15 protein-coding genes are annotated in these 24163 nt (G+C 56.0%); 6 read left to right on the top strand and 9 right to left on the bottom strand.

What is annotated here, in order from left to right:
• Window positions 1-23: 23 nt before the first annotated feature.
• From L2W48_RS07895 to L2W48_RS07860, 8 genes are all read right to left on the bottom strand, one after another.
• Window positions 24-1247: an NRAMP family divalent metal transporter gene (locus L2W48_RS07895; protein WP_236099268.1), complete on the bottom strand. Its 1224-nt coding sequence runs from the start codon at window positions 1245-1247 to the stop codon at window positions 24-26.
• Between the two features lie 219 nt (window positions 1248-1466).
• Window positions 1467-2522, bottom strand: a complete 1056-nt coding sequence (locus L2W48_RS07890; RefSeq protein ID WP_236099269.1) for an HD domain-containing phosphohydrolase — start codon at window positions 2520-2522, stop codon at window positions 1467-1469.
• Complete coding sequence (locus L2W48_RS07885; RefSeq protein WP_236099388.1) at window positions 2519-6328, bottom strand: ABC transporter substrate binding protein; 3810 nt, start codon at window positions 6326-6328, stop codon at window positions 2519-2521. The genes L2W48_RS07890 and L2W48_RS07885 overlap by 4 nt, the downstream gene beginning before the upstream one ends.
• A gap of 208 nt (window positions 6329-6536) precedes the next feature.
• A complete protein-coding gene (locus tag L2W48_RS07880) occupies window positions 6537-7715 on the bottom strand; it encodes an RNA polymerase factor sigma-54 (RefSeq protein WP_236099270.1) in 1179 nt (392 codons plus the stop codon).
• On the bottom strand, window positions 7702-9057 hold the full coding sequence (locus L2W48_RS07875; protein ID WP_236099271.1) for a sigma-54-dependent transcriptional regulator: 1356 nt from the start codon (window positions 9055-9057) through the stop codon (window positions 7702-7704). Before L2W48_RS07875 ends, L2W48_RS07880 begins: the two co-directional genes overlap by 14 nt.
• Window positions 9054-10331 (bottom strand): sensor histidine kinase, encoded by a 1278-nt coding sequence (locus L2W48_RS07870; RefSeq protein ID WP_236099272.1) that lies wholly within the window; start codon window positions 10329-10331, stop codon window positions 9054-9056. Before L2W48_RS07870 ends, L2W48_RS07875 begins: the two co-directional genes overlap by 4 nt.
• Window positions 10304-11695, bottom strand: a complete 1392-nt coding sequence (locus L2W48_RS07865; RefSeq protein WP_236099273.1) for a sodium:solute symporter family protein — start codon at window positions 11693-11695, stop codon at window positions 10304-10306. Before L2W48_RS07865 ends, L2W48_RS07870 begins: the two co-directional genes overlap by 28 nt.
• Window positions 11696-12091: 396 nt before the next feature.
• A complete protein-coding gene (locus tag L2W48_RS07860) occupies window positions 12092-13984 on the bottom strand; it encodes a S9 family peptidase (protein WP_236099274.1) in 1893 nt (630 codons plus the stop codon).
• 117 nt (window positions 13985-14101) lie between these two features.
• On the opposite strand from L2W48_RS07860, the gene L2W48_RS07855 reads away from it, so the two are divergent.
• Genes L2W48_RS07855 through nagZ form a run of 5 tightly spaced genes read left to right on the top strand, consistent with a single transcriptional unit; the run spans window position 14102 to window position 19996 of the window.
• The gene (locus L2W48_RS07855; RefSeq protein ID WP_236099275.1) at window positions 14102-15169 is read left to right on the top strand and encodes a type 1 periplasmic-binding domain-containing protein; all 1068 of its coding nucleotides are present in this window, start codon (window positions 14102-14104) and stop codon (window positions 15167-15169) included.
• Complete coding sequence (locus tag L2W48_RS07850) at window positions 15166-17277, top strand: HD domain-containing phosphohydrolase (protein WP_236099276.1); 2112 nt, start codon at window positions 15166-15168, stop codon at window positions 17275-17277. The genes L2W48_RS07855 and L2W48_RS07850 overlap by 4 nt, the downstream gene beginning before the upstream one ends.
• Before the next feature lie 45 nt (window positions 17278-17322).
• Entirely contained in the window at window positions 17323-17844 is a 522-nt protein-coding gene (locus L2W48_RS07845; protein WP_236099277.1) for a YeeE/YedE thiosulfate transporter family protein, read from the top strand.
• A gap of 5 nt (window positions 17845-17849) precedes the next feature.
• On the top strand, window positions 17850-18377 hold the full coding sequence (locus L2W48_RS07840; protein ID WP_236099278.1) for a DUF6691 family protein: 528 nt from the start codon (window positions 17850-17852) through the stop codon (window positions 18375-18377).
• Window positions 18378-18379: 2 nt separating this feature from the next.
• Window positions 18380-19996, top strand: coding sequence for a beta-N-acetylhexosaminidase (nagZ, locus tag L2W48_RS07835; RefSeq protein WP_236099389.1), 1617 nt, complete (start codon window positions 18380-18382; stop codon window positions 19994-19996).
• On the opposite strand, the gene L2W48_RS07830 is transcribed toward nagZ, so the two are convergent.
• Window positions 19957-22134, bottom strand: a complete 2178-nt coding sequence (locus tag L2W48_RS07830) for an HD-GYP domain-containing protein (protein WP_236116528.1) — start codon at window positions 22132-22134, stop codon at window positions 19957-19959. The genes nagZ and L2W48_RS07830 overlap by 40 nt on opposite strands.
• A 186-nt stretch (window positions 22135-22320) precedes the next feature.
• On the opposite strand from L2W48_RS07830, the gene L2W48_RS07825 reads away from it, so the two are divergent.
• Window positions 22321-24066: a coiled-coil domain-containing protein gene (locus tag L2W48_RS07825; protein WP_236099280.1), complete on the top strand. Its 1746-nt coding sequence runs from the start codon at window positions 22321-22323 to the stop codon at window positions 24064-24066.
• The last annotated feature ends 97 nt before the right edge of the window (window positions 24067-24163 follow it).

Below are 24163 nucleotides of genomic sequence, written 5' to 3'. Positions count from 1 at the left end.
GTCTTACGGTCGATTGAGTCCTATCATGAGAACAGCGCCATAATCTTGCTGAGTGATTTGACCCCCATCCACATGGTGAAGGCCGCCATGACGTAGCCTATGATGGACATCCACATGGGGTGTCTGTAGGTTCCTACGATGTCCTTTCTATGCGCCGCAAGAAGCACCGATATCAGGGCCAGAGGCAGTATGAGACCGTTGATCGATCCGGCGAAGATAAGAAGGGCGACCGGTTTGCCTATCGTAGCGAGTATGGCGGTGGAGAACACTATGAACCCTATCATCCAGGCCCTGTAGTGATCGCCTACCGATTTGAAGAGGGTCCTGAGGAAGGATATGGACGTGTAGGAGGCCCCTATGACAGAGGTGATCCCGGCGGCCCAGAGGATTATTCCGAAGATCTTGTAGCCCAGGTCTCCCGCTCCAATCTGGAAAGCCGATGCGGGGGGATTGGTCGGGTCGAGGGGGTGCCCCATCATGACGACTCCCAGGATCGCCAGGAAGAGAAGGAACCTCATGATGCCGGTTATTGCGACGGCGTTGATGGATCCCTTGCTTATGGCCCCGATGTTCTCCTCGCCGGTGAGGCCGGCGTCTATTATCCTGTGGGCTCCGGCGAAGGAGATGTATCCTCCGACGGTTCCTCCGACAAGGGTGAGGACGATCATCCAGTCGATATGTGAGGGTAACACGGCCTCTTTAAGGGCGGCTCCTACGGGAGGATGGGTCCTGAAGACCATGAACAGCACCATGGCTATCATAACGAAACCCAAGATCTGGGTGAACTTGTCCATTGCGTTCCCCATCTCCTTGCGGAGGAAGATGAAGATGGCTATGAGGGCGCTGATACTAGCTCCGACCGGTATGGGAAGGCCGGTCAGGACGTTGACTCCCATGGCCGCCCCTCCTACGTTGCCTATGTTGAACACCAGACCGCCCAGGGCTACGGCGAAGGCTATGAAATATCCCAGGCCCGGGAGCACTTTGTTCGCCACGTCTTGGGCCCTCATTCCCGATACGGCCAGTATCCTCCATATGTTCATCTGGACCACTATGTCGATCAGCACCGACGCCAGAATGGCGAAGGCGAAGGCCAGCTGCATTTTCTCCGTGAACACCGCCGTCTGGGTCAAGAATCCCGGCCCTATGGCGGATGTGGCCATGAGGAAGGCTGCCCCCATCAGCACGCTTAAAGTGCTGCCCTGTTTCGCCTTTTCGTCTCCTAAAGTGATCTTTTCCGTGGACATAAAAGCACCTCCGATATAAAGATGATGGCTCTCTATAGGGGTAAAAGCAAAAAAGTTGCCAGATGCTACTTTTTTCTCAAGATGGAAAAATGCGGCTATTCCAGCGTTTGTGCTGTCTTCTACTTTGTGTGCCCGGGGTCCGTTCGACTGGAGTGGGTGCGAAAAGCGCACCGACCGTGCGGTTTTCGCACGGTCGGTGCTGTGGTCGGGGGGCCGAAACTATTTCGTCTGTCTGGAGACCCTGTCGAACTGATCTTGCAACTCGAGAAATCTCTCTATCAGGACTGGGTCGAAATGCCCCTCCGACCCATCGGTCATTATGGATACCGCTTTTTCGTGAGAGAAAGCTTCCTTGTAGGGGCGGGAGCTTCTCAGTGCGTCGTACACGTCGGCGACGGCCATTATCCTGGCAGAGAGCGGTATCTGTGGTCCGGACAGGCCTCTGGGATAGCCAGAGCCATCCCATTTTTCGTGATGATTTTCCGCTATTTCCCTGGCCATAACCAGAAAAGGCACGGAGCCCATCTCTCTCTCGACGTTTCGTAGGATGTCTCCACCGTATATGGTGTGTCGTTTCATCTCGTCGAACTCCTTGGGAGTTAGTTTACCCGGTTTCAACAGGATTTTGTCCGGTAGGCCGATCTTCCCCACGTCGTGTAGGGGAGACGTCTGGGCCATTAGGTCGACCTCTCTTTCCGTGATCCGTCTATCTCTCCTGTTTGTTTTCGCAAGGTCGTTGCCTAGGAGCAAGACGTATTTTCTAGTTCTCTGTATATGGGCTCCGGTGTCGTGATCTCTCGCCTCGGCTAGAGTCGCCATACAGTGGACCGAGGCAAGCTGAGCTATCTGAAGATCCTTTGTCCTCTCCCTGACCAGCCTTTCCAGGTTGTTTCGATGTCTTTCCAGTTCCAGATGGTTTCTTATCCTGGCCATCACGAGAGGAGGGCTGAAGGGCCTGGTTATGTAGTCCACCGCGCCCAGTTCCAACCCTCGGGCTTCGTCCATCTCCTGGTTGAGGGAAGTCACGAAGATTACCGGTATTCGATCGGTCTTCCCGTCGGTTTTAAGTCGTCTGCATACCTCGAAACCGTCCAGGTCTGGAAGCATGACATCCAGTAGAATCAGGTTGGGATGGACCTCCCGGGCCAGGCTCAGCGCAGTCTCTCCGTCCATGGCGACGCTTATCTGGTATTCATCGGACAGGAATGAGAGCATTATGTCTATGTTTATCTCCCTGTCGTCTACAACCAAAAGGGTCTTTCTGTTGTCGATCATGGGAGCCCTCCTTCAGAGATAGCCTCGAGCTTTTTGCTCAGCCTTTCAGCAATGGGAATGGCATCTTCGAAACGATATCTCTTTACGGCACTCGATATCCTTTCGATCTCCTCCTTTATCTCTTCGGGCCAGACGGTTTCCTCCAGTATGGAGAGGGCCGGTTGAGGCTGTCTCCTGTCGAGCAGCGATTTCAGATCCTCTATCCTCGATGCTCCGTCGGTCGAGGCGTTTCGGTCGTTTCTCTTCTTACCCTCTTCCGTTTCAGAGGGTATTGCCTTCTGTAGATCCTCCAGCGTTCTTCTATGTACCTTTTCGAAAGCCTCAAGTACGGGTGGTATGTTTTCCCTATCCTTTCGGACCGCCGATTCCAGCAGTTCCGATATCTCCTGGAGCTCTATCAGTCCTAGGTTGCCGGCGGTGCCCTTTAGGGAGTGAAGTTCCCAGGCGGCTCTTCCGTCATCGTCGGCGTCGATGGCTTTCGCTACGTCGGAGGCGGTGTCGTGGAATTGTTCCACGAACTTTCGGAGGAATCGAACGTATCCCTCTAGGTCCGATCCCGTCCGATATATTCCCATCTCTGGGTCTATTCCCTTTATCCGGAGTTTCTCCGGGATCTTTTCGTCGGCAGGGGCGGTGGGATAGTCCCTTCCTTTAAAAGATTTTCCGAATATCCACCGGCAGGACGTGTCTATCAGTATATCCCGATCTATGGGCTTGGTGACGTAGTCGTCCATGCCTGCCTCTATGCATCTCTCTCTGTCTCCCGACATGGCATGGGCTGTCATGGCCACGATGGGGGTTCTCTTCCGTTTCTTCTCCTCGCTTTCTTTTTCTCTGATTATCTCTGTTGCCTCGAAACCGTCCATCTCCGGCATCTGAACGTCCATGAGTATCAGGTCTAAGTGGTCTTTCGAGAAGCTCTCGACCGCTTTTCGTCCGTTCTTAGCGGGTATCACCATCGCTCCCGCTTGTTGAAGAATTCCGGTGGCGACCTCCAGGTTCAGATCGTTGTCCTCCACTACGAGGATCTTGGCTCCCCGGAGTTTTTCCTCGATAAAGTCCGTCGGTCCTGCATCGTTGCCGTAGGTTTTGTCGGGGTGTCCTTTCGATATGGACTCCATTATGGAGTCCAACAGGGAAGAGGGCTGGACAGGCTTGGACAGGACGTCGATGAATCCAGACGATCTGGCCTTTTCCAGTATCTCGGCTCTACGATGACCTGTCACCATGAGAAGCCTCGGAGATTCGTTCAACCCGGATTCCGAGATTTTTATGGCTGTCTCTATTCCGTCCATCCGGGGCATCTTCCAGTCCATTATCACTATGTCGAAGGAGAGGCCCTCCTCTTCGGAGGCTTTAAGTCTGGCTATAGCGTCCTCTCCGGAGGAGACCGTCTCAACGTCGAAGGCCATGGACCTTAGCATCTCCCGGAGGATCTTTCTCGCTATGGGGTTGTCGTCCACGACGAGTATTCTCAGGTTCGTCAATGCCGACAGGGTTTTATCCTGAGGTCTGTATATCGTTCTGTTCTCTCCGTCCATGATGCCTACCGTGATGGAGAATGTGAAAGCGCTGCCCTCTCCGAGACGGCTCTCTGCCCTTATATTCCCTCCCATGAGCTTGCATAATTTATGGGATATGGAGAGGCCGAGGCCCGTTCCCCTGTATTTCCTGGTGGTAGAGCTGTCGGCCTGTATGAATGGGTCGAAAATTCGCTTCAGCTGTTCGTCCGTCATGCCGATCCCTGTGTCGGAGACGGAGAATATCAGCTCCATCTTGTCCTCGTATCGGCTGCCCTGTCTTAGGGATACGATTATGTCTCCCTCTTCGGTGAACTTGATGGCGTTGCTGATGAGGTTGTTCAGTATCTGTCTTATCCTGAAGGGATCTCCCAGAACGGACGACGGAAGGTCCGGAGAGATCTCCATGTGTAATTCCACCCGTTTTCTTTCCGCCTCCAGTGAGAAAGCGTCCACCGTCTCGGAGACAATTCTCTCCAGGGAGAAGGGGATCCTCTCTATCTCGAGCTTGTCCGCCTCTATCTTCGAGAAGTCCAATATATCGTCTATTATGGCCAGCAGTGTCTTGCCGGACGAGTCTATCTTGGCTATCCTGTCTCTGTGTCTCTCCGAGAGATCCTCCCTTAACAGGAGTTGGCTGAGCCCTATGATGGCGTTGAGAGGGGTCCTTATCTCGTGGCTCATGGTAGCCAGAAAGTCGCTTTTGGCCCTGTTGGCCTCGTCGGCGGCGTCCTTGGCGTCTATGATCATCTTTTCCGATCTGGCCAGTTTCTCCAGGGTCTCGTTGGCTTTTCTGTTCTCTTCTTGAGCTCTGGCGGCCAGAGACAGCGCGTCCACCTTGGCTTGCTCGAGCTCCGCAGTCCTCTCCTTTACCGTCCGTTCCAGTTCTTCTCTGTGTTTTCTCAGTTCCTCGTCGATCCTGCGTCTCTCCGTGACGTCAGTCACGAATCCCAGAAGGGCGGGTTTGCCGTCGACGGCTATCTTGGTCCAGTTTTCCTCGGCGACGAATACCGATCCGTCGGATCTCATGAAGTCGATCTCTGCTTTGCCGGGCTTGCCGTGAGGGTCGACTCCGGCTGAGCGGTCGGGGTGGATCTCGGATTCGTTTTTGCCCCTTATTCCCATGTAGGGGTAGCCCAACATCTCGGTCATGGCAGGGTTAGCGTACAGTATCTCTCTGTCCGGCAGGGCCGTCACCAGTATTCCCTCCGAGGCGTTCTTTATGAGTGATCTGTATCGTTTTTCGCTTTCCCTCAGAGCTAGTGAGTCCTTTTTGCCTTTTAGAAACAGATAGGTGGTTAGAAGCGAGATAGGGGTTAGTAGACCGGCAAATCCTAGAATCGCCCAGAACACGATGGGCTCGCATTCATAAAACGGAACGGGTTTTCCGATGACGATGGAGTCTTCAGGCAGCCTGTAGGATGGGATGTCGAAACGTTCGAGCTGGGCGTGGTCGAATAGGTAGCTGTTAGGGCTCTCCGTGAGTACCGGTATATCCTTCGGAGAGGTTCCCTTAAGTATCTGGACGACCATCTTGGCGGCGTTTCGGCCCTGCTCTTTCTGGGAGATTATCCGTCCGCCCAACAGGCCCTTCCCTATGCCGTGGGCCCAGAGGTGGTAAACGGGAATATTCAGTCCGTCCGTGAGGTATTCAAGGCCCTCCTCGAAGGATTTGGAGATTCCCTCGTAGTCGAGGTAAGCAGACAAGAGCAAGGCCGCTGCCTCGTCGTCGAAGGATTTCAGCCTTTCGCGGGCTTCTTTCCAGGACAGGTCCTTGAGGGAGATAAGAGAGAACTCTACCCCTTCCAGGGCGAAGCCTATGGAGCGGAATTTCCTGGCGTCCGCTACTCCCGATACGGTTCCGTCCGATATGGCCACGATCTCCTTGACCTCTGGCTGTAGGAGTTTGATCAGTTCCAGCGTACCCCTCATGGAGACGTCCTCGACTACCCCTGTGACCAGGGGGTCGGAGTTTTGCCTCGAGGCCAGGTCTATGTCGTTGACCCCGCAGAACACCATTGGAGTATCCGGGAAAAGTTTTTTTCCGTGCTCCAGGGCGAACCTCAAAGCGGCGTCGTCCGCTGTAAGGACCGCATCGTACCGGGGAAGTTGGTCAAGTTTTGCCTCGATGAGAGAGCGGAATCTCGCCAGGTTTTCCTCGTCGTCGAACCTTTTGGTGTCCATGAATTCGACGTCCAGGGCTATCCTTTCCGGGTCCAACACGGACTTGACACCTTCTACCTGTGGGAAGAAGGTAGTGAAACCCGGATGGTAAGAGCTTATCATCAGCACTTTTTTGCCCTCCAGGTAGGGGTCTCCCCTTGTCTGACCTGGAGAGGGGGAGGCAAAACTCGAAATAGATGCGAGGCATAACGCCAGATACAGCATGAAAACTTTTTTCATGACACCCTCCGTGATCCTTCCGTATGATTAAATTCTATGGTTCGATCATACATCAAAGAGAGGGTTTGTAAAGCGTCCGTTCCGGTCTGTCCTATCTTCGTCTGTGCCTGTGCCAGGAGATTGTCCTTCTAGGTATTCCCAGGTTTCGAGACAGCTCCGAGTCGGATATTCCCCTTCTATTCGCCTCCTCTATCCTCGACCTCAGCTGTGCCACCGACATGTCTGGACGGGATCTCAGAGGGCGGCTGAAGAAACGGTCCAGAGGCACGGTCCCCACCGGGGTCAGAGCCCAGGTGGTGGAGGCGATTCTCTGCACCGTCGAGACCGATCTGTCCAGTCTGTCGGCCATCTCCGTCATGGTCAGAGGATAGGGAGCCTCTTCTCGGGAGATGAGGTAATTTTTCTGTCTTTTCGCTATCTCGATGGCCAGGGATAGCTTGGAAGCGTTTCTCCTGGCTATGGATCGAATTATGCTGAGTCCTCTGTCCTTCATGGATGCCACCCTGTCGTCCTCCCAGGTCAGAGGGGCCATGTATATCCTGGGAAGGTTTTCGGCCAGGACGACCGCAGGTCTGTCGGGGTCGGGATAGAGCTCCAGCTCGGGGATAACGGCCTGTGCCGCCGTGCGGCGCCCCGGGGCTGGGTCGAGGCGCGATAGTTCCTCCATGGCCCGGTCGAATCTGCTTCGGCTCCATCCGAGCCTCTCCATAGCATCTTTTTTGGGGTCTCCCTTTCCCAGCAGGTCCACCGCCATCTCAAGGATCTTCGCCCCGTCCGACTCTTCCTTTTCCGATCTGATCAGTTGCAGCGACAGACAGTGGATCAGATCTCTTGCGAACAGTCCAGGGGGCTCTACTACCTCTCTGACTCTCTCCAGCAGGAAGTCGAGCCTCTCTGCGGTCAGCTCCAGCTGGTTGGCAATGGCCTCCTGGTCGTCGGTCAGGTAGCCTCTGTGATCCAGGTAGCGGACCAGTTCATACGGCAGAGAGTCCCTTTCCTCCCGAAGGGGGCGACACTGGGCCATCTGACGGATAAGGTCTTCCTCCAGGGACGGCTCTTCCGGGAGGTCGTCCAGTATACCCGACTCCCTCCAGGATCGGGGAGGGCTCACCTCGTAGAGGGGGTTGTCGGCCAGTTCGCCTATGGCCGCGTCCACCAGTTCCTGCACCGGCATGGTCAGGAGCCTGAGGTTTTGGATAAGGATGGGTAGGTGGAGCAGCTCGGGCCTTACCTGCTGGGTCAGCCTCGGCGAGTTGTCAGTCCAGGCCATGTTTCTGAAGTCGTCTCAAAAGGGCGTATCGAGACAGTCCAAGAGAGGAGGCCGCCCTGGTCCTGTTGCCTCTCGAGTCGGACAGCGCCTGTGTCAGAAGCTCTTTTTCAAAGTCGTCCAGCTGTCGTTGAAGGGGCCTGCCGTCGGTCTCGTGCCTCGATTCGGCATCCCTGTCGGTGGGCATGGCGTCCAGCATCTCCTGAGGAAGGTCCTTCAGAGATATGGTGCGGTCCCTCTGGTCCTTGAGTATGAAAAGCCGCTCCACCAGGTTCTTGAGTTCTCTGACGTTTCCGGGCCATCTGTAGGACAGAAAGACTTCCTCTACGTCGGAGGAGGGAATCAGAGGTGCCCGCCCGAGCCTGTCGCTGTACAGAACTATGAAGTGTTCCAGGAGCTCCAGAGCGTCTCTGCCTCGTTCTCTAAGAGGGGGCAGCTCTATGGGGAGCATGGCTATCCTGTAGTACAGGTCCTTTCTGAAGGCTCCGGAGGAGATTCTGTTCTCCAGATCTGCGCAGGTGGCGCAGACCACTCTCAGGGACACCTGGATTTCCCTGGAGGATCCCAGAGGCCTGAGGGACCGGGAGTCCAGAAAGCGGAGCATCTTGCTCTGGAGCGAGGTCGGCATGTCTCCTATCTCGTCCAGAAAGAGGGTGCCTCCGTCGGCCAGCTCCACCAGCCCTCTCTTGTCGGCGGAAGCCCCGGTGTAGGCTCCTTTTCTAGACCCGAACAGCTCCGCTTCCAGAAGGCTTTCCGGTATGGCGGCGCAGTTTATGGCGACGAACTCGCCGGAGCTTCCCGAGGCGCCGTGGATCATCCTGGCCACGACCTCCTTCCCCGTGCCGCTTTCTCCCCTTATCAGGACGTTGACGTCTTCGTGTCTCGAGACTTTTTCTACGAAGCCTCCGATCTCTTCCACCGCTCGGGACGAGCCTATCAGGGAGACCGCCCTGGACGTCTCCATCCGGGAGACCCGTCTGGCAAGGGCTATGGCCTCCGACGCCCTTTGGGCCATGTTCATGGCTGCCTCCAGAGGGAAGGGTTTGTCCAGATAGTTGAAGGCTCCCTCCCTTATGGCCCGTACCACCAGGGCCGAGTCGCCGAAGGCTGTCATAACTATCACCTTGGCCTCCGGAGACGCCTGAAGTATGTGGGGAAGTCCCTTGAGACCGTCTCCGTCGTCGAGCCTGACGTCGAGGAAGACTATCTCCGGGGATTCCTGATCCATCATCGAGTTCAGCCCCTTGAGCCCCGATGCTGTGCGGGACTCGTAGCCCTTTCTCTCGAAGGCGGTCTTGAGCCCCTGGGCCAGGGCTCTTTCGTCCTCTATTATCCAGACTTTCATATCCCATCCTCCTCGTTTCCCTTTTCGGTCGGACCGGGGAACCAGAGGTCCAGTCTGGTCCCATCGGGAGATGTCTTCAGGTCCATGATTCCTCGGTGGTCCTCCACTATCCTGTAGACGATCGACAGGCCGAGCCCAGTGCCGTCCGGTTTCGAGGTCACGAAGGGGTCGAATATCCTCTCCGCCACACGGTCCGGAACGCCGTCGCCGGTGTCCTCGACGGATATAGACGTACCGTCGTCGGAACTACTGCAGGAAACGTACAGATCTCCCTCTCCGTCCATGGCCTCTATGCCGTTCAACACAAGGTTCAACAGCAGCTGCTGCATCTGTCCTCTGTCTCCCCAAAGCTCGGTTCCGTCGTCCACAGTTTCGTGCCAGCCGATCGATTTTCGGGAGAGTCGAACCTTCACCATACTGTGGCACCAACGGAAAAGCTCACTGGGGTCTATAGGGCCCGGTACGGTCGGGGTAGGCCTGGCGAAGGATAGCAGCTGTGTCACCACCCGGTTGAGTCGGTCCAGCTCCGAGCTGAGGACCTTTAGTGATTCCTCGTCCTTCTCTTCGCCGTTTCTGGATTCGCTCAAAAGGTCCAGGTGGATCCTCATGGCCGCCAATGGGTTCTTTATCTCGTGGGATACTCCGGCCACCACCTGTCCTAGAGCGGCCAATCTCTCCATCCTGGAGATCCGACGTTCCAGACTCTGCCTTTCCCTCAGGCCTCTGACCATCGCGTTGAACGCTTCCTGAAGTATCTCCAGTTCGTAGGATCCGGATCTCTCGACGGGGAGATCCGATAGGTCCCCTCTGCCGACCTTGGCGCAACCCCAGGCCAGCCTCTTGAGGGGCCTCGTCAGCCAGTAGGCCAGAAAGACGGCCATCTCCGCCGAGAGGAGCAGACATATCATCCCCGCCACCAGAAGATGTCGTCGTCTGTGCAGTATGGAGGTCAGAACGTGTTTCCCGTTCAGGCTCACCTTCCAGCTCGCTCCGTCGGAGGTGGTCACGGAGGTTCCGTCCCCCTCGGAGGTTATCCGCCAGGCCTCTCCCTCTCTGTCTATGATCTCCATTACCTGTCGGGACGTCAGGTCGCTAGATCGACTGGACAGCTCGTCTATCTTTCCCTGTTCGGACAGGTAGGTTTCGTGAAAGTCTATGGAGAGAGACATGGTTATCAGGACGAGTGTAAGGCAGAAGGTCAGGCCCGTGACGACCGCCTTTACCCGGGTCTCCAGATCGGGGGCTATCATCGCCTGACTCCCAGGATCCACCATAGGATTCCCTCTATCAGCAGGGACGGCAGCATCGCCGTCTCGGGAGACATGCCGGAAAACCATACCAGGAGGTTGTAGACGATCAGGGCGGCGGACATGGCTCCGAACAGCCCTCTTCGCCCCTTCGTTCTGGGAAGGTACAGGGGAAGCAGAAAACACAGAGCCACCATGCTCCAGCTGTAGCGACCGAGCTGGAGTATCCCCGGAAGGGGCATGTAGCTGAGAAATAGCGTCACTGTGGCTATTATCGCCACCGCGATCCTGTTCTTGAAGAGAAAGCCGTCTTCCTCCAGGGGGTCTTTGGAGGGCATGCGTTTCTCTCCCTGTAGGTCGTAACAGAAAGAGCAGGCGGCCAGCAGTAGCTGGGAGTTGGCGGTGCTGACGGCGGCGGCGAGTACTCCCACCATCAACAGGGCCAGAGGAAGGGGCGAGAGCCCCGCCTCCATGAGACGGGAGAACAGCACCTCCTGGGATCCGCCGGTTACGAAGGGATGGAGGGCCTTGGCCCCCAGCCCCAGGGCGGTGAGACAGATGTAGATCCAGGACACGGTGAGAGACGTTATCGCCAGGGTCAGCCAGGCGGTCCATCTGTCTTTGCAGGATATTATCCTTATGCAGTACTGAGGGTTGGCCGCCACCCCCAGTCCCCAGCCCAGGGCCATCGTCATGGAGGCCAAGATTCCCTCCTTCGGCCAGGGCTGGAGCAGCTCCGGTCTGAGGTCCAGCAGTCTCTCGTGTATGGAGGGGAACCCTCCGGTCTGAGATGTTATGCTCCAGGCCGCCACTGTGACTGAGACCACTATTACCATGAGATTGAGGCCGTCGCTTCTTACGACCGACGGAAGGCCTCCGAAGGTGGTGTAGAGGACGAATAGGTATACCAGGATGGAGGCCATGAAGCCCTCTATGTCCAGCATGGATCCGACGATGGCTCCGAAGGCTCTAAACTGTATTATCAGGTAGACAGTGTAGACCACCAGAAGACAGAGGGCCGACAGGGATCGGAGCCTGTCGTCCGAGTAACGCTCCTCCAGCCACTGAGGTAGGGACAGGGCCCGGCTCTTTCTCAGCCTTATAACCGCCAGAGGGAGCAAGGGAAGGCCCAGCATCCACCCTATGACCGATCCTGTGAAGGCGGCGTATCCCTCCTGATACAGCAGCACCGTGTAGCCCAACAGTGACGCCGCGCTCATCCAGGTGGCTCCGAAGGTGCCCACAGAGGGCCAAAGGGCTATTCCTCTGCCTCCCAGGTAGAAGGATCGTCTAGTCTCGTTCCACTGGAACGCTCGACCGGCCAGCAGGATGAGAGCCATTCCGTAGCCTCCGAAGGCCACCAGTCGGTACAGAAGGGATTGCAGTGTCATCTTCCGTTTCTCCTGCGGCAGTAGAGGTAGATCCAGGGCAGAGCGGCGAGGACCGCGAAGGCCCCCCATACCAGTAGATAGGGGCGACGGGACAGTGTCTGAGCGAAGAACATGGGCAGTTTTCCTCCTCTTCGGTAGTCCTGTCACTTTATCACAAGTCCTCGGCGAGGAATCCGACGGGGCCCTGTCTCGCCCGAGCGTATTTTCGATCTGCCTGTTCCGAACGGACCGCCTCGGAGGGCACGTCCTGTTCCCCCTCGGCTTGGGGCGACGTCCTGTCGCCCCATCCATTCTACACGACGGCAGGTCGAAAATACGGGTTCGAACGGGCCCCGTCGGACTCCTCGCCGAGGAGGCGCGCGTATGGGTTTTAGAGGTTCTATCTTGTCGGTCTTTTTACTCCAGTTCGAGGTGTTCCGTCAGGAATTTCTCCATGGCCCGATAGAAGTCGAAGCGGTTTTCCTGGTTGTGAAAGCCGTGTCCCTCGTCGTCCTTCACCATGTACTGTACCGTGATGCCCCTCTTCTTCATCGCCTCCACCATTTGGTCCGATTCGGCCTTTTTCACCCTGGGGTCGTTGGCTCCCTGTGCTATGAAGAGGGGGGCCTTTATCTCGTCGGCGTGGAAGACCGGGGATATCTCCCTGAACAGCTCTGCGTCCTTTTCCGGATGCCCTATGGTCTCGTACATCTTTTGTCTGGCGAGTTCCCAGTAGGGAGGTATGGATTCCAGAAGGGTGAATAGATTTGCGACTCCGACGTAATCTATGCCGCAGCGGTACAGGTCGGGGTTCCGTATCAGCCCCATAAGGGTGGCGTATCCTCCGTAGGAGGCCCCGTATATGGCGATCCTGTTTGGGTCGGCGATCCCTCGATCTACGAGCCATTTTACCCCGGTTGTTATGTCGTCCTGCTGCTTTCTTCCCCACTGTTTGAAGCCCGCCATCCAGAACTTCTTGCCGTATCCGGTGGATATCCGGTAGTTTACCTGGAGTACCGACACCCCTCGATTAGCCAGAAACTGCACCTCCGGGTTATATCCCCAGGTGTCTCGGACCTCCGGTCCGCCGTGGGGGTTGACCACCACGGGAAGTCCCTTCTCCGGCAGATCTACCGGCAGGGTGAGGTAGCCCTGTATGGTGAGGCCGTCCTCGGTCTCGTAGCTGATCGGTTTCATCGGAGCCATCTGCTTTTCGTCTATCCATGGGTACAGGTCCGCCACAAGTTCGAACTTTTCCGGGTTGTCCAGGTCATGGTAGTAGAGCCTTCCTGGCATCCTGTCGCTTGCCACGGCTATTATCATCTTCCTCTCGTCTTTGCTCATGCTGGAGATTCCCACCGAGTAGTCGGGAAAGCGCTTCTTCAGTCTGTCGAAAAGTCTCTCCGTCTCTTCGTCGAAGAAGTGGCGCTGCCTTTTGTCGGTGTAGTAGGAAACTCCCAGTAGTTTCTTTTTGGCTCTGGACCAGATTATTCCCGAGAGGTCCACGTCGTCTCTCTCGTAGAGCATGTCCTCGAAGTTTCCGCTTTTCGGGTCGAACAGGTATAGGGCGGTTGTGTCCCTGTCCAGGTTGGACATGACGTAGAGTTTTTCGTCGTCTCCGGTGAAGCCCGCCGGGATCACCGAGTCGGTGAAGTCGGTGGAGAATATGGGGCGGAAGGGTTGTCCTTCGTCGTCCCTGTAGAGAATGGTCCGCTTCAGTCCCTCCATGGCGTAGGCTATGCGGATCCTTCCACTGTGGTCCGTCATCCACCCTCCTACCGTGCCGGGGTTTTCCGCGACCATCTCCATCTCGCCGGATAGGACGTTTACCTTGTAGACGTCGAAGAACCTGGGGTCCCGGCGGTTCATCTCTATCAGGACGTGGGTGTCGTCGTCATCCAGGTCGTCCAGAAGGCCCGCCCTGACTCCGTGGAAGGGGGTCAGGTCTCTAACGTCCGATCCGTCCGTCGACAGTGAGTAGACGTGGTAGTTTTCGTCGCCTCCCTTGTCCTGAAGGTAGACCAGGGTGTCGTCGTTTACCCAGGTGTAGGCCCGGATGTCCCTCTCCGTGGAGGACGTTATCCGTTTTGCCTCGCCTCCGACCGGGGCGACGTGTATGTTGAGTCTGTCCTTCCAGGGCTGGAGAAACGAGTAACTCTTTCCGTCGGGAGAGAGGCGGTAGGCGGTCTTGGTGGGAAGCTTGAAGAAGTCCTCCATCGGAATTCTGGGCGGTCGTCCCTCTGCCCATAGAGGGGAGGTCATAAGTATGGCCGCCGTCGATGCCAGAGCCATGGCGATAGATGCTTTCAATGTGGTATCCTCCTTATGTAGAGTCTGTTTTTCCTCGCCATTATATGCTATGTCGTTTTCACGGGCTCCCGTGAAATTGCCTATTCCGACCTATTCCTGTCGGGGAGGAGGTGTATCGTGAAAAAGGGCCTTTGGATATCGATCGCCGGTTTTGTGGCGATATTCGGTATTTTGTTCTATACGCTGTCGACCCCTGTGGTGATTATAGGCGTGGCGGTCAACGAGAAGGTCGCTTTTTCCGCCCCGGAAGGAGCGATGCTATCGGTTATCAAAAGCTACGTTCTCTGGCATAACTCCTCAAGAGGCGACTCCTATCGTCTTCAGGTAGAGGTAGCTACCTTCGGAGACGACGTAGCAGAGGCGGTTAAGGAACTATCCGGAAGAGGCGTCGCCGTGGTGGTGGGATTCCCCCTATCGTCGGAGGCGGCCGCTGCTGCCGAGGCGGCGGAGAGGTTCGATATTCCAGTTGTCTCTCCAGCGGCCTCATCTTCGGCCATGTCCGGCAGGGACGACTGGTTTTTTCGTGTGGTAACGGATACCGATAAGGAAGGGAAAGCCCTGGCCAGGTTGATGTCCTTCTTGAACCTAGAGGGGCCTATCGTCTATAGGTCTCCCTACAACGATGCCTACGTGAACAGTCTCGTGGAAGATCTGGAGAGGCTTTCCGATACGACTCCCTCCGGTGTGGTCGTCTATCCCGATATGGCTGGAGATTCTTTGTCCGGGGACGGGGTCGTCATAATAGCCGAGCCCTCCAGAAGTTACTGGATATTGCAGGATGTATTGCTTCACTATCCTCCGGTACCCATATTCCTCTCCCGATGGAGCCAGGTCTCCGATTTTCAGTACTTTTTCGACATTGCTGGGGCGGACTTCTACTTTTCGTCGGTCTACGATCCGACCTCGATACCGGAGGACGATTTCCTTCGATTCCTGTTGGATGAAAGAGAGGTGGACATGGGGATTTTTTCCCGCTATACCGTAGCCGCCATGACTTATCTTTCCTCCGTTTTTGACGAAAACCCGAGGGTGAGAGGAGAAGAGCTTCGCTCTATGCTCGCTCGGCCCAGATCGGTGAAAGGCCCAGGGTGGACATTCGAGCTTAATCGTTACGGCGACGTGGAGACCGAGATCAGGGTCTATCGCTTCAAGGACGGCTCGGTGGAAGAGGTGATACTGCCTTGAGGTCGTTAAGAAGCTACGGTCGCCTGCTAGGCGCCATAATGGTGGGACTCGCCCTGTTCGGCGGAGCGATCGCCTTTTGGTTTCAGTTGAATTCCTCCCGGGAGATCTACGAGGATTCTATAATGAGCCGGTTCAATTATCTCTCCCAGTTTCTGGAGGATAAGCTGTCCTCCTACAGGAACACTATGCGCTACTGGGGAGTCTCCGGCATGACCAAGGGAGTGGAGAATTTCATGATGTCCTCTCCGGAGCTCCGAGGGCTTATGTTCTGCGACAGGAACGGCACGGTCCGCTGGAGCAATCTTCCCTACGTTCAGGGCGGCATGTCCGTGTCCCCTAAGCTCCTTTCGGGCGAGTGGGTTCCGTCTGTCCTTTTCGGGGACATGGATTCCCCTGGGTTCATGTTGTCCGTGCCCCTTCCGGACGGGTGGCTTCTGTGCGACGTAAACACGTCTATATTGCTGGATTCCGTGAGGTTGAGATCCAAAGGCAGAAGCGTAATGGCCCTGGCCGGTGCCGACGGCAGGGTCATCCATAACTGGGGAAAAACCGAATTCGCCTCCGTCGGCATGGTGCTCCCTAAGGTCTTGTTGAGGGACAGATATCAGGAGGTCGTCCTATCCATGGGGAAGGTGAACGCCTTCTCCAGGCGGTTGGTGGGAGGCCTTTTCCTGGTCGCCTTCTACCCACAAAAGGTCCTTATAGAGAGCGCCCTTTCCCAGGCCGTCGTCGTAGCTGCCCTGATTTTTTTGGGAGGTTCGGCGATGTTTCTTGTCTTTTGGATAGGACACGATAGGATCAGCCGATCCTTCGGGAGGTGGGTCGACTTCCTGGCCGGTGCCTCCGACAGGATCGGATCCTGCCAATCCTCCTTCACCCTTGCCGAGTATCTGGTGGATTTCGAGGGACAGATGGGTGCTCTGGACCATCATTTCGAGGAGGAGGCTCGTCTGGGAGACGCCTTTCAGCGGCTCATAAGGACCATCGGCGACAAGGAAGAGTCCCTTATGGCCCTTCTGGAGGAGACTACCGCCATGGAGGAAAGCCTTAAACAGACCAACGACGAGCTGGAGCTCGTCATGGCCCAGCTGGAGAACATAATGAGCCTTGCCGAGGGGGCCTCGGACGGTAAGACCCTTCAAGGGGTTGCCGAGTCGATAGCCTCCAATCTGCGTAGAACCTTCCGCTGCGGTTACGTGGCTTTTGTCGCCTTCAATAGATCGTCCCCCTACATATGGGGGGAATCGGGAGAGCGCCGTTCGCCGTTGCTTTCTACCGATTTGGCATACCTCAGAGAGGATCCTTTCTTCGAGGAGGGGCGCCTCTCCATGCCGGTATCCTTCATGGGAAGGGTCCAGGGTTACGTCGTCATGGAGGGAATATCGAGCTACGGGAACGAGAAGGTGGTGGAGGTGCTTAGGAGGTTCGGCCTTACCCTGGGAGGGCTTCTCCACGCCAACGAGCTGCTCATAGAGGTCAGATCGTCCTTTCACTACTTTGCCCTCAGGATGCAGGCCTTCACGGAGATATATCACGAGGAAACCGGGGAGCACATAGCCAGGGTTGGGGAGTTCGCCGCCTTCTTTGCCAGACAGCTGGGATTTTCGGAGGGGTTCGTGGAGGATATAAGGATATACGCCCAGCTTCACGACATAGGCAAGCTGAGGGTCCCCAAGGAGATACTGGTAAAGCCTGGATCTTTATCGGATTCGGAGTTCGAGGAGATAAAAAAACACACGATCTTCGGTGCGGAGGTGATAGGAGATTCCTCGTGGCTCGATATGGCTAGAAACATCTGTCTCTGTCATCACGAGAGATGGGACGGAACCGGATATCCCCGTGGGTTGGTCGGAACGGATATCCCCATAGAGGGGAGGATAGTGGCCCTTTGCGATGTTTACGATGCGCTCAGAGGGGAGAGATGCTACAAGCCTCCCTTTTCCCACGAGAAGGCCCGGAGGATAATATTGGAGGGAGACGGCAGGGTCATGCCCGGGCATTTCGATCCGGAGGTACTGGATATCTTCAGGGAGAACGATGGCTTTTTCGAGAGGATCTACGGCGCTTTTTCAAACGAGGAGTTCGGTGGGTCCATGAGGTCGTCATAGATCAACGTCTAAAAAACGACGGTTATAACGGAAGGAGGTCTTTTTGTGTATTCATTCGAGAAGGGACAGCGTCCCCTTAACCCCTATCTGGCCGGAGCTATCACCGGAGGTCTGGTGGCCTTGTCCGTGGTGGCGACGGGAAAATTCTTCGGGGCTTCCACGACCTTCGCCAGGGCCGGGGCAGCTTTGGTAAATATGATTTCCCCCGAGCACGGCGCGTCTTTGGATTATTTCGTCAGATATCCCTTCGCGGTGGACTGGCAGTTGCTTTTTCTCGTGGGGATCTTCATAGGGTCTCTGCTTTCCTCCACGGTCAACGGAACCTTCTTCGTAGATGCCGTTCCCGAGCTTTGGAGAGAGCGTTTCGGGGCCAGAACATGGCCCCGGCTCTGTACCGCTTTTCTCGGAGGGATCCTGGTGGCTTTCGGGGCCAGAATGGCAGGCGGCTGCCCCTCGGGGCACGGCCTCAGCGGGGTGATGCAGCTCTCCATGAGCGGTTTCGTATCGTTGGCGGCGTTCTTCGTAGGCGGTGTCGCCATGGCTCGGATAATATACGGAAGGAGCTGAGACGCATGTTCGTGTCGATAATGGCGCTGGTGACCGGAGCGGTCTTCGGTGTCCTGATGCAGCGGTCGGAGGTGCTCAGGTACGACCGGCAGCTGGGGGCTCTCCTGCTGGAGGACATGACCATCGTCAAGTTCATGCTGTCCGCCATAGTGGTGGGGTCCGTCTGTATATACGCTCTTCTCGGCATGGGGCTGGTGTCCCTGTCGATAAAATCAACCGTACTGGGGACAAACCTAGTCGGCGGGGTAGTGTTCGGCATAGGCTGGGCTTTTCTTGGTTACTGTCCCGGCACGGCGGTAGGTGCTCTCGGCGAGGGGAAAGTCGACGCGTTGGTCGGTATGATAGGCATGGTCTTCGGAGCGGTTCTTTTCGCCGAGCTCTATCCTTTCACCAAGCTGTCCCTTTTTTCCTGGGGGAACATAGGCAAGGTAACGATGCCGGGATTCACCGGTACCGGCCCGTGGATATGGATAATCGGGCTTGCGGCTGTGGCGGCAGGTCTGTGTTTTCTGTTCGAGAGGAACGACCTGTGACGATGACGTTTCGGCGAATCGCCGCGGCGTTGGGGGGCTTGGCCTTGCTGGCGTCCTCTCCTGTCTTTGCCATGACCCTGGAGGAGAAGGCGGGGCAGGTTCTGGCCCTTTCCTTTTCGGGAACCTCCCTCGACGGGGAGACCAGATCCCGATTGGAGGAGATTAAGCCCGGAGGTCTCATTCTGTACGGGAAAAACGTCGAATCTCTTTCGCAGGTCAGGTCTCTCCTGTCCTGTATCAGGGAGACGGTCCGCTTGGACCTTCCCTTAATGGTCGCGGTGGATCAGGAAGGAGGGACGGTCGCCAGGATAAGGGGACACGGTGCGGACTTCCCGGGGAACATGGCTCTCGGGGCCACCGGCGATCCCGATCTGGCGGAAAGACAGGGTTTTATCATGGGGCGGCAGCTCAAGAGCCTGGGGATCGACCTGGACTACGCTCCCGTCGTGGATGTAAACAGCAATTCCTCTAACCCCATAATAGGGGTGCGTTCCTTCGGCGACGATGTCGCCGTGGTCTCATCAATGGGAGCCTCTATAATAAAGGGTTTCTCGAGGGCCCGAATGGGATGCAGTGCGAAACATTTCCCCGGGCACGGAGACGTCGATATCGACTCCCATTTGGGGCTTCCGGTGCTGGATCGTTCGCTCGAATCGATGAGGGCTCTAGAGTTTCCGCCGTTTCGAAGTGCCGTCGAGGCCGGAGTTCCCGCCGTCATGACCGCCCATATAGTGGTTCCTTCCCTGACCGGAGAGCTTCCGGCGACACTGTCTCCCGAGGCGATGTCGCTTCTTCGAGAAGAGTTGGGCTTTGAGGGAGTGGTGCTGTCCGATTCCATGGGAATGAGGGCTATCTCCAACGAATGGGGAGTTCCCGATGCTGTGGTGATGGCTCTGAGGGCCGGTGTGGATTTCGTCCTTCTGGGGGCGGACCCCGCCTTCCCTCCCGAAGGGCATAGGGAGGTTCGAGACAGGATCGTAGAGGCGGTCGATTCCGGCGAGCTGGATAAGGGCAGATTGGACGATGCGGTGGAGAGGATCCTGCGCTGGAAATACGATATGGGGCTATCCTCCGGGGAGGATCGTCCCGATTGGGTGGACGGCTCCGCCCTGGCGGAGGAGATAGCCTCCAGGAGCGTGACACTTATCAGGTCGGATGGTCCCCCTCCTCTGAGGAAGGGAGACCATGTCACGTTGATATGGCCGGAGAAGAAGGCCGTTGCGGCGGAGATCCTTCTGAGACGGCTGTCCGACCTGGGTGTGTCCGGCAGTATAGAGCTCTTCGGAGGTAGGGCCGTTCCGGATGTTAATGTGGACGAGATAAAGGGCCCGGTTTTGATGGGCTGTTACGATCTCGTAAGGGATGAGCCCTCCGTGTCGTTTTTGAGGAAGATCCTCGAGGAGAGGCCCGACTGCGTTTCCCTTTCGATGAAGACTCCCTACGACCTCACGGTGTTGCCCGAGGCAGAGACGGCCCTGGCCTGTTACGGAGATACCCCACCTACGTTGAAGGCTCTGGCCGCTATACTTTTAGGGGAGATCCGTCCTTCCGGACGTCTGCCGGTGGAGTTGCCCGGCCTCTATCCCAGAGGATGGGGCGTATCCTGGTCGTCCAGATAGGGAGCCACCTTTTCTAGAAAGGTGGCGACGAGGCCCGGATCCAGCTGGGTTCCGGCACTCCTCTTCATCTCAAGGCTTGCCTCCTCGGGGGTGAGCCTTTTTCTGTAGGGTCTGTCGTCGGTTATCGAGTCGTACACGTCGCAGACCGAGATTATCCTTGCCAAGAGGGGGATGTTCGCCCCTCTCAATCCCTCGGGGTATCCCTTGCCGTCCCATCTCTCGTGGTGATATCTTATGGGTTCCGCCATGTCGGAGAGAGTCTTCGATTTTGTCACGGCGGCGGCTCCCGCCTCGGAGTGTGTCTTCACTATCTCGTATTCCTCCTCCGTGAGAGGTCCCGGCTTCATTATTATCTCTCTGGGTATAGTGAGTTTGCCGATGTCGTGGAGTAGACCGGCCCAGTAAAGCCTGGTGCTCTCCTCCTTGGAAAGGCCCATGACCTCGGCGGTCTTTCTGCACAGGTTTGCCACGGATTTCGAGTGGTCCCTCGTGCAGGAGTCGTAGTCGTCCAGAAATTCGGCCAATACCATGATGACCTGCTCCAGTAGGTCCTGGTTTGCCTTGTACACCCTTCTCATGGAGAAGAACATGCCGGCTATCTGTCCAAGAGACTCGAGGGTCTGAACGGTCGACTCGGGAAACTTCGCATCGGTATTTCCGCAGATGTCCAAGGCCAGGTGTCCCACGACCTTTCCATCGGAACGGATGGTATAGCGGCAGGAGCTTACCGCCGGTAGGGTCAACCGCCTGATCTCGTCTGCTATTTCCTCGGGAACCCCGATAAATCTGTCCGAGGGGTGGTCCTTCACGATAGGTCTCTCTTCCGTCGACATATAGCGGCTTTGCAGTTTCAGTCTGTTGAGACCTTCCAGATCGTGCCCTACCGCGTCGACGAACCTCCAGCGGTCTTTTTCTAGCACCGATATGCAGCCGGCGTTCGCTTCCGGTACCAACGACATAGCGCTTCTGAAAAGGTGGGACAGGAAGGACTCATCGTCCTTCAAAGCGCTTTCGGTCAGCTCCGTTCCGAGGGAAATTATCCTGTCCAGCGTCTCGCTTAGAGCCATCTGGGAGGAGTATAGTTCGTCTATCTTCTCCCTCGTATAATTCTGGTCGCTTATGGACTTGGTTAGCTCCCGAGACATATGATCGAAGCTGTTAGACAACCTTTCGATTTCCTCTATCTCGGTGTTCACCGGTTCCGTCTGTTCCTGTGTATTCGTGACTGTGAATTTGTCTATTCTTCTCGTCATGGCTCCGATGGCTCGCGACATACAGTCCGAGGCCCTTCCTACCGCGGCAAAAGCCGCCCATGCGATGAGAACCATAGAGGCTATCATCGAAAGGGCCATTAGCCCGACCAGTGCGAATATCGGTCTGAAATTCAGAAGGATTGATAGCACCAGGTTTGGGCTTACGGATTTTTCGGAGCCTCCCCTGTCGTCCACCAAAAGCCTTTGAACCACTGCCTTCTGACCCCACGTCGCTTTGGTTCCTGTTCCTTGTATCACGGAAGGGTCGTCTGGGTCGATCAGATGGACCTCCTCCACCGAAGGCAAAAGGGCGAGTCCCCGGACTATGGTCTTCAGGTCCGAGACCCCTCCTATGGCCGCTTCCGCCGTCTCTATCAGCAGGTATATATCGTTCCCCATGGCGGTAACTATCGTTAAGTGTAGCGGGTCCATCAGGATCTCGTCTTTATCAAGAAGATGTAGCCTTGACGAGAATCGAGACGATATCCGAGGTGGCGAGTCGTCCTTTTCGGTAGAGGCCACGATGCTTTCTTCGTGCAGTATCCAGGCCCTTATGTCGGCTCTGTAGGGGAATAGATATTGGTCTTCCGAGATCTTTTCTCTTAGGACGTCTCTAAGTCTTCGATCGTCGTAATCTCTAAGGTCAAGTTCGTTCGAGACGGAACGGATCAATGCCGACAGGTGCATTCCCCAATGGGTTTCGATAAAGGCGTAGGTCTGGTAGGCCAGATCGGAGTAACCCGAGATCGATTGGGAGATGATTTTTTCCCTCTCATCGACCAGGTGTTCCGTCAGCTTGAAAAACATAAAGACGGTTATGATCGTCAATACAACGACCACCGGGATGCATCCTCTGAGGGCTTTTTTTCGGATCGTTTTTCTCATAGACACCATATCTAGACACCTCCCTAAGTCCCGATAATACCACCACCTCTCGCCGTTTTTGGAAAAATTTTTCTCGGGATCGGAGAAGTCAGGTTCGAAATGGTAAAATAAAGCGTATAGTGGTAAGCTGTACGAGACGCTTTAGACAATCATCTGTAACAGAGGACGGAAGGAGGAGAGTTCTCGTTGAAAAAGGACAAAAACGACGGTCTTGACGGGAAGAAGGGAACTCAGCAGGAAGGGGCACAGGAAAAGAAAGCCCCGAAGGGCATGTCCAGTGACTCTTTTCAGGAGTCCGTTTGGGAGGAGCAGGATAACGTCTCCACCTCGCAGGATAGTGGCGAAAAGGTCTCCGAGGGGGAGGAGTCTCCGTTTGCCTCCATCACTAACTGGTTCAGTGGCCTCAAATGGCTGAACGGCGGTGACGACGACGAGGGAAAGGGATGTTGCTCCGGCAACTCCAAGGACGATGGAACTGGAGAGAATGGTATGCCTGATTTCAAAAAACACTGGAAAAAATACGCTGTAGTAGGTCTTGTCCTTTTGATTCTTTTTAACGTGGTTTGGACGTTGATGGACAGCCGCATAGGCTCGGTCTCCGGCGATATCTCCAAGCAGTCCGCCGAGATAGAGGCCCTCAGAAAGGACCTGGACGCCATGAAGTCTTCCATGGCCGATAAAATCGCCGCCATGGACGAGGCTCTCAAGGGAGCCGGATCGGCTATCGAGGGAATCCAAGGAGTCGTCTCCGGCTTCGAGAAGGACATGGCCCAACTGGAGGGCAAGGTCAGCGATGACCGTTTCCTCCTGGCTAGACACGAGGAATATCTGCGTAAGTCCATCTCGGACAAGAAGAGCGAGATTCGCAGGTACGCCAGGGATCTCAGGGTTTACGAGGCTCTCCTGACCGAGGGCGGTTCTGTGGCTCTGCCCAGGATCCCCGTCGTTAGAGCGGCGGTCTCTCAGGGAGACTCCGAGCCGGTCGGACCTGTCAAGAGCACTCTTCAGCTAACCCAGGACAGCCTTTCCATCACCAGGGATACCCTGGCCATTACCAGGGATTCCCTCGAGAAGGCCCGTGCCGACCTGATGAAGAAGGAAAAGGACAACGCCGCCCTTACCTCCGATCTCAGGATGGCTAGAAAAGAGTTGCTCGATATGGAGGCCAAGCTCGCCGAGGTGGAGAGAAAATACAAGGATCAGTCTCTCGACCTGTCTCAGACGAAGGCCGACCTTGCGGTAACCCAGAAGGAGGCCTCGGACCTGAAACTAGAGATCTCCAAGACCCAGGGTTCCTTGAGGGAAGAGATCGAGAAGACCAAGAAGGTCCTCACCGAGAAGACCGCCGAGCTCGATCGTTTCCGCGCCTCTTTGGCCGAGAAAGAGCAGCAGGTCAAGGATCTGGAGGCCAAGGTCGCAGGGCTTCAGAAGTCCCTTGAGGAAAAGGAAGGAGCTCTTTCCTCTGTCAAGGAAGAGCTGACCAAGGTAAAGAACGAAGCTGTTATCAAGGCCAAGGAACTTTCCGAGAAGTCCGGTCTTCTGGAAGGTGCCAGAAAGGCCCTTGAGGAGATGAAGGGCGCTTCCTCCAAGATGAAGGAGCAGCTCGAGAAGGCTGTAGCCGAGAAGGATAAGCTCATCGCCGACTCCAAGGCCAAGATCGACGCTTTCGCAGGAAAGCTCAAGAACGCCGACGAGCTCTCCGTAAAGGCCAGCGACGAGATCGAGGCCCTTAAACAGGCGGTAGAGGCCAAGCAGGCCGAACTGGTCGAGGCTGTGAGCAGCATCAAGGCTCACGAGGAGAGACAGAAGGCCCTTGAACAGAAGCTCGTGGTAATGGAGAAAGAGGTTGCCCAGGCTCGTTCCGAGCTTAAAGATATGAAGGCCGAAGCAGTTTCCTCCGACGTGGTCTCCTCCGGGGACAAGACGGAGTAATCGGTTCCTATCCCGAAAGACAGACCATCGTGAAGGTGGGCCCCAAGGGCCCACCTTCTTTTTTTTCTGAAGACCAAGGTATTCTTTATAATGTTTG

Origin of the sequence: Dethiosulfovibrio russensis (assembly GCF_021568855.1) — a bacterium.
Classification (GTDB): Bacteria; Synergistota; Synergistia; order Synergistales; family Dethiosulfovibrionaceae; genus Dethiosulfovibrio; species Dethiosulfovibrio russensis.
Note: the sequence above shows the minus strand (reverse complement) of the source record. Positions and strands in the feature narration are given on the sequence as shown.

Bases quoted from the DNA above. Each gene is read 5' to 3' on its own strand.
- L2W48_RS07890 (WP_236099269.1), bottom strand. From the start codon at position 2,522: ATGATCGACAACAGAAAGACCCTTTTGGTTGTAGACGACAGGGAGATA.
- L2W48_RS07840 (WP_236099278.1), top strand. From the start codon at position 17,850: ATGTTCGTGTCGATAATGGCGCTGGTGACCGGAGCGGTCTTCGGTGTC.
- L2W48_RS07880 (WP_236099270.1), bottom strand. From the start codon at position 7,715: ATGGCCTGGACTGACAACTCGCCGAGGCTGACCCAGCAGGTAAGGCCC.
- L2W48_RS07875 (WP_236099271.1), bottom strand. From the start codon at position 9,057: ATGAAAGTCTGGATAATAGAGGACGAAAGAGCCCTGGCCCAGGGGCTC.
- L2W48_RS07885 (WP_236099388.1), bottom strand. From the start codon at position 6,328: ATGATAAGCTCTTACCATCCGGGTTTCACTACCTTCTTCCCACAGGTA.
- nagZ (WP_236099389.1), top strand. From the start codon at position 18,380: ATGACGTTTCGGCGAATCGCCGCGGCGTTGGGGGGCTTGGCCTTGCTG.
- L2W48_RS07830 (WP_236116528.1), bottom strand. From the start codon at position 22,134: ATGAGAAAAACGATCCGAAAAAAAGCCCTCAGAGGATGCATCCCGGTG.
- L2W48_RS07870 (WP_236099272.1), bottom strand. From the start codon at position 10,331: ATGGTGGATCCTGGGAGTCAGGCGATGATAGCCCCCGATCTGGAGACC.
- L2W48_RS07895 (WP_236099268.1), bottom strand. From the start codon at position 1,247: ATGTCCACGGAAAAGATCACTTTAGGAGACGAAAAGGCGAAACAGGGC.
- L2W48_RS07865 (WP_236099273.1), bottom strand. From the start codon at position 11,695: ATGACACTGCAATCCCTTCTGTACCGACTGGTGGCCTTCGGAGGCTAC.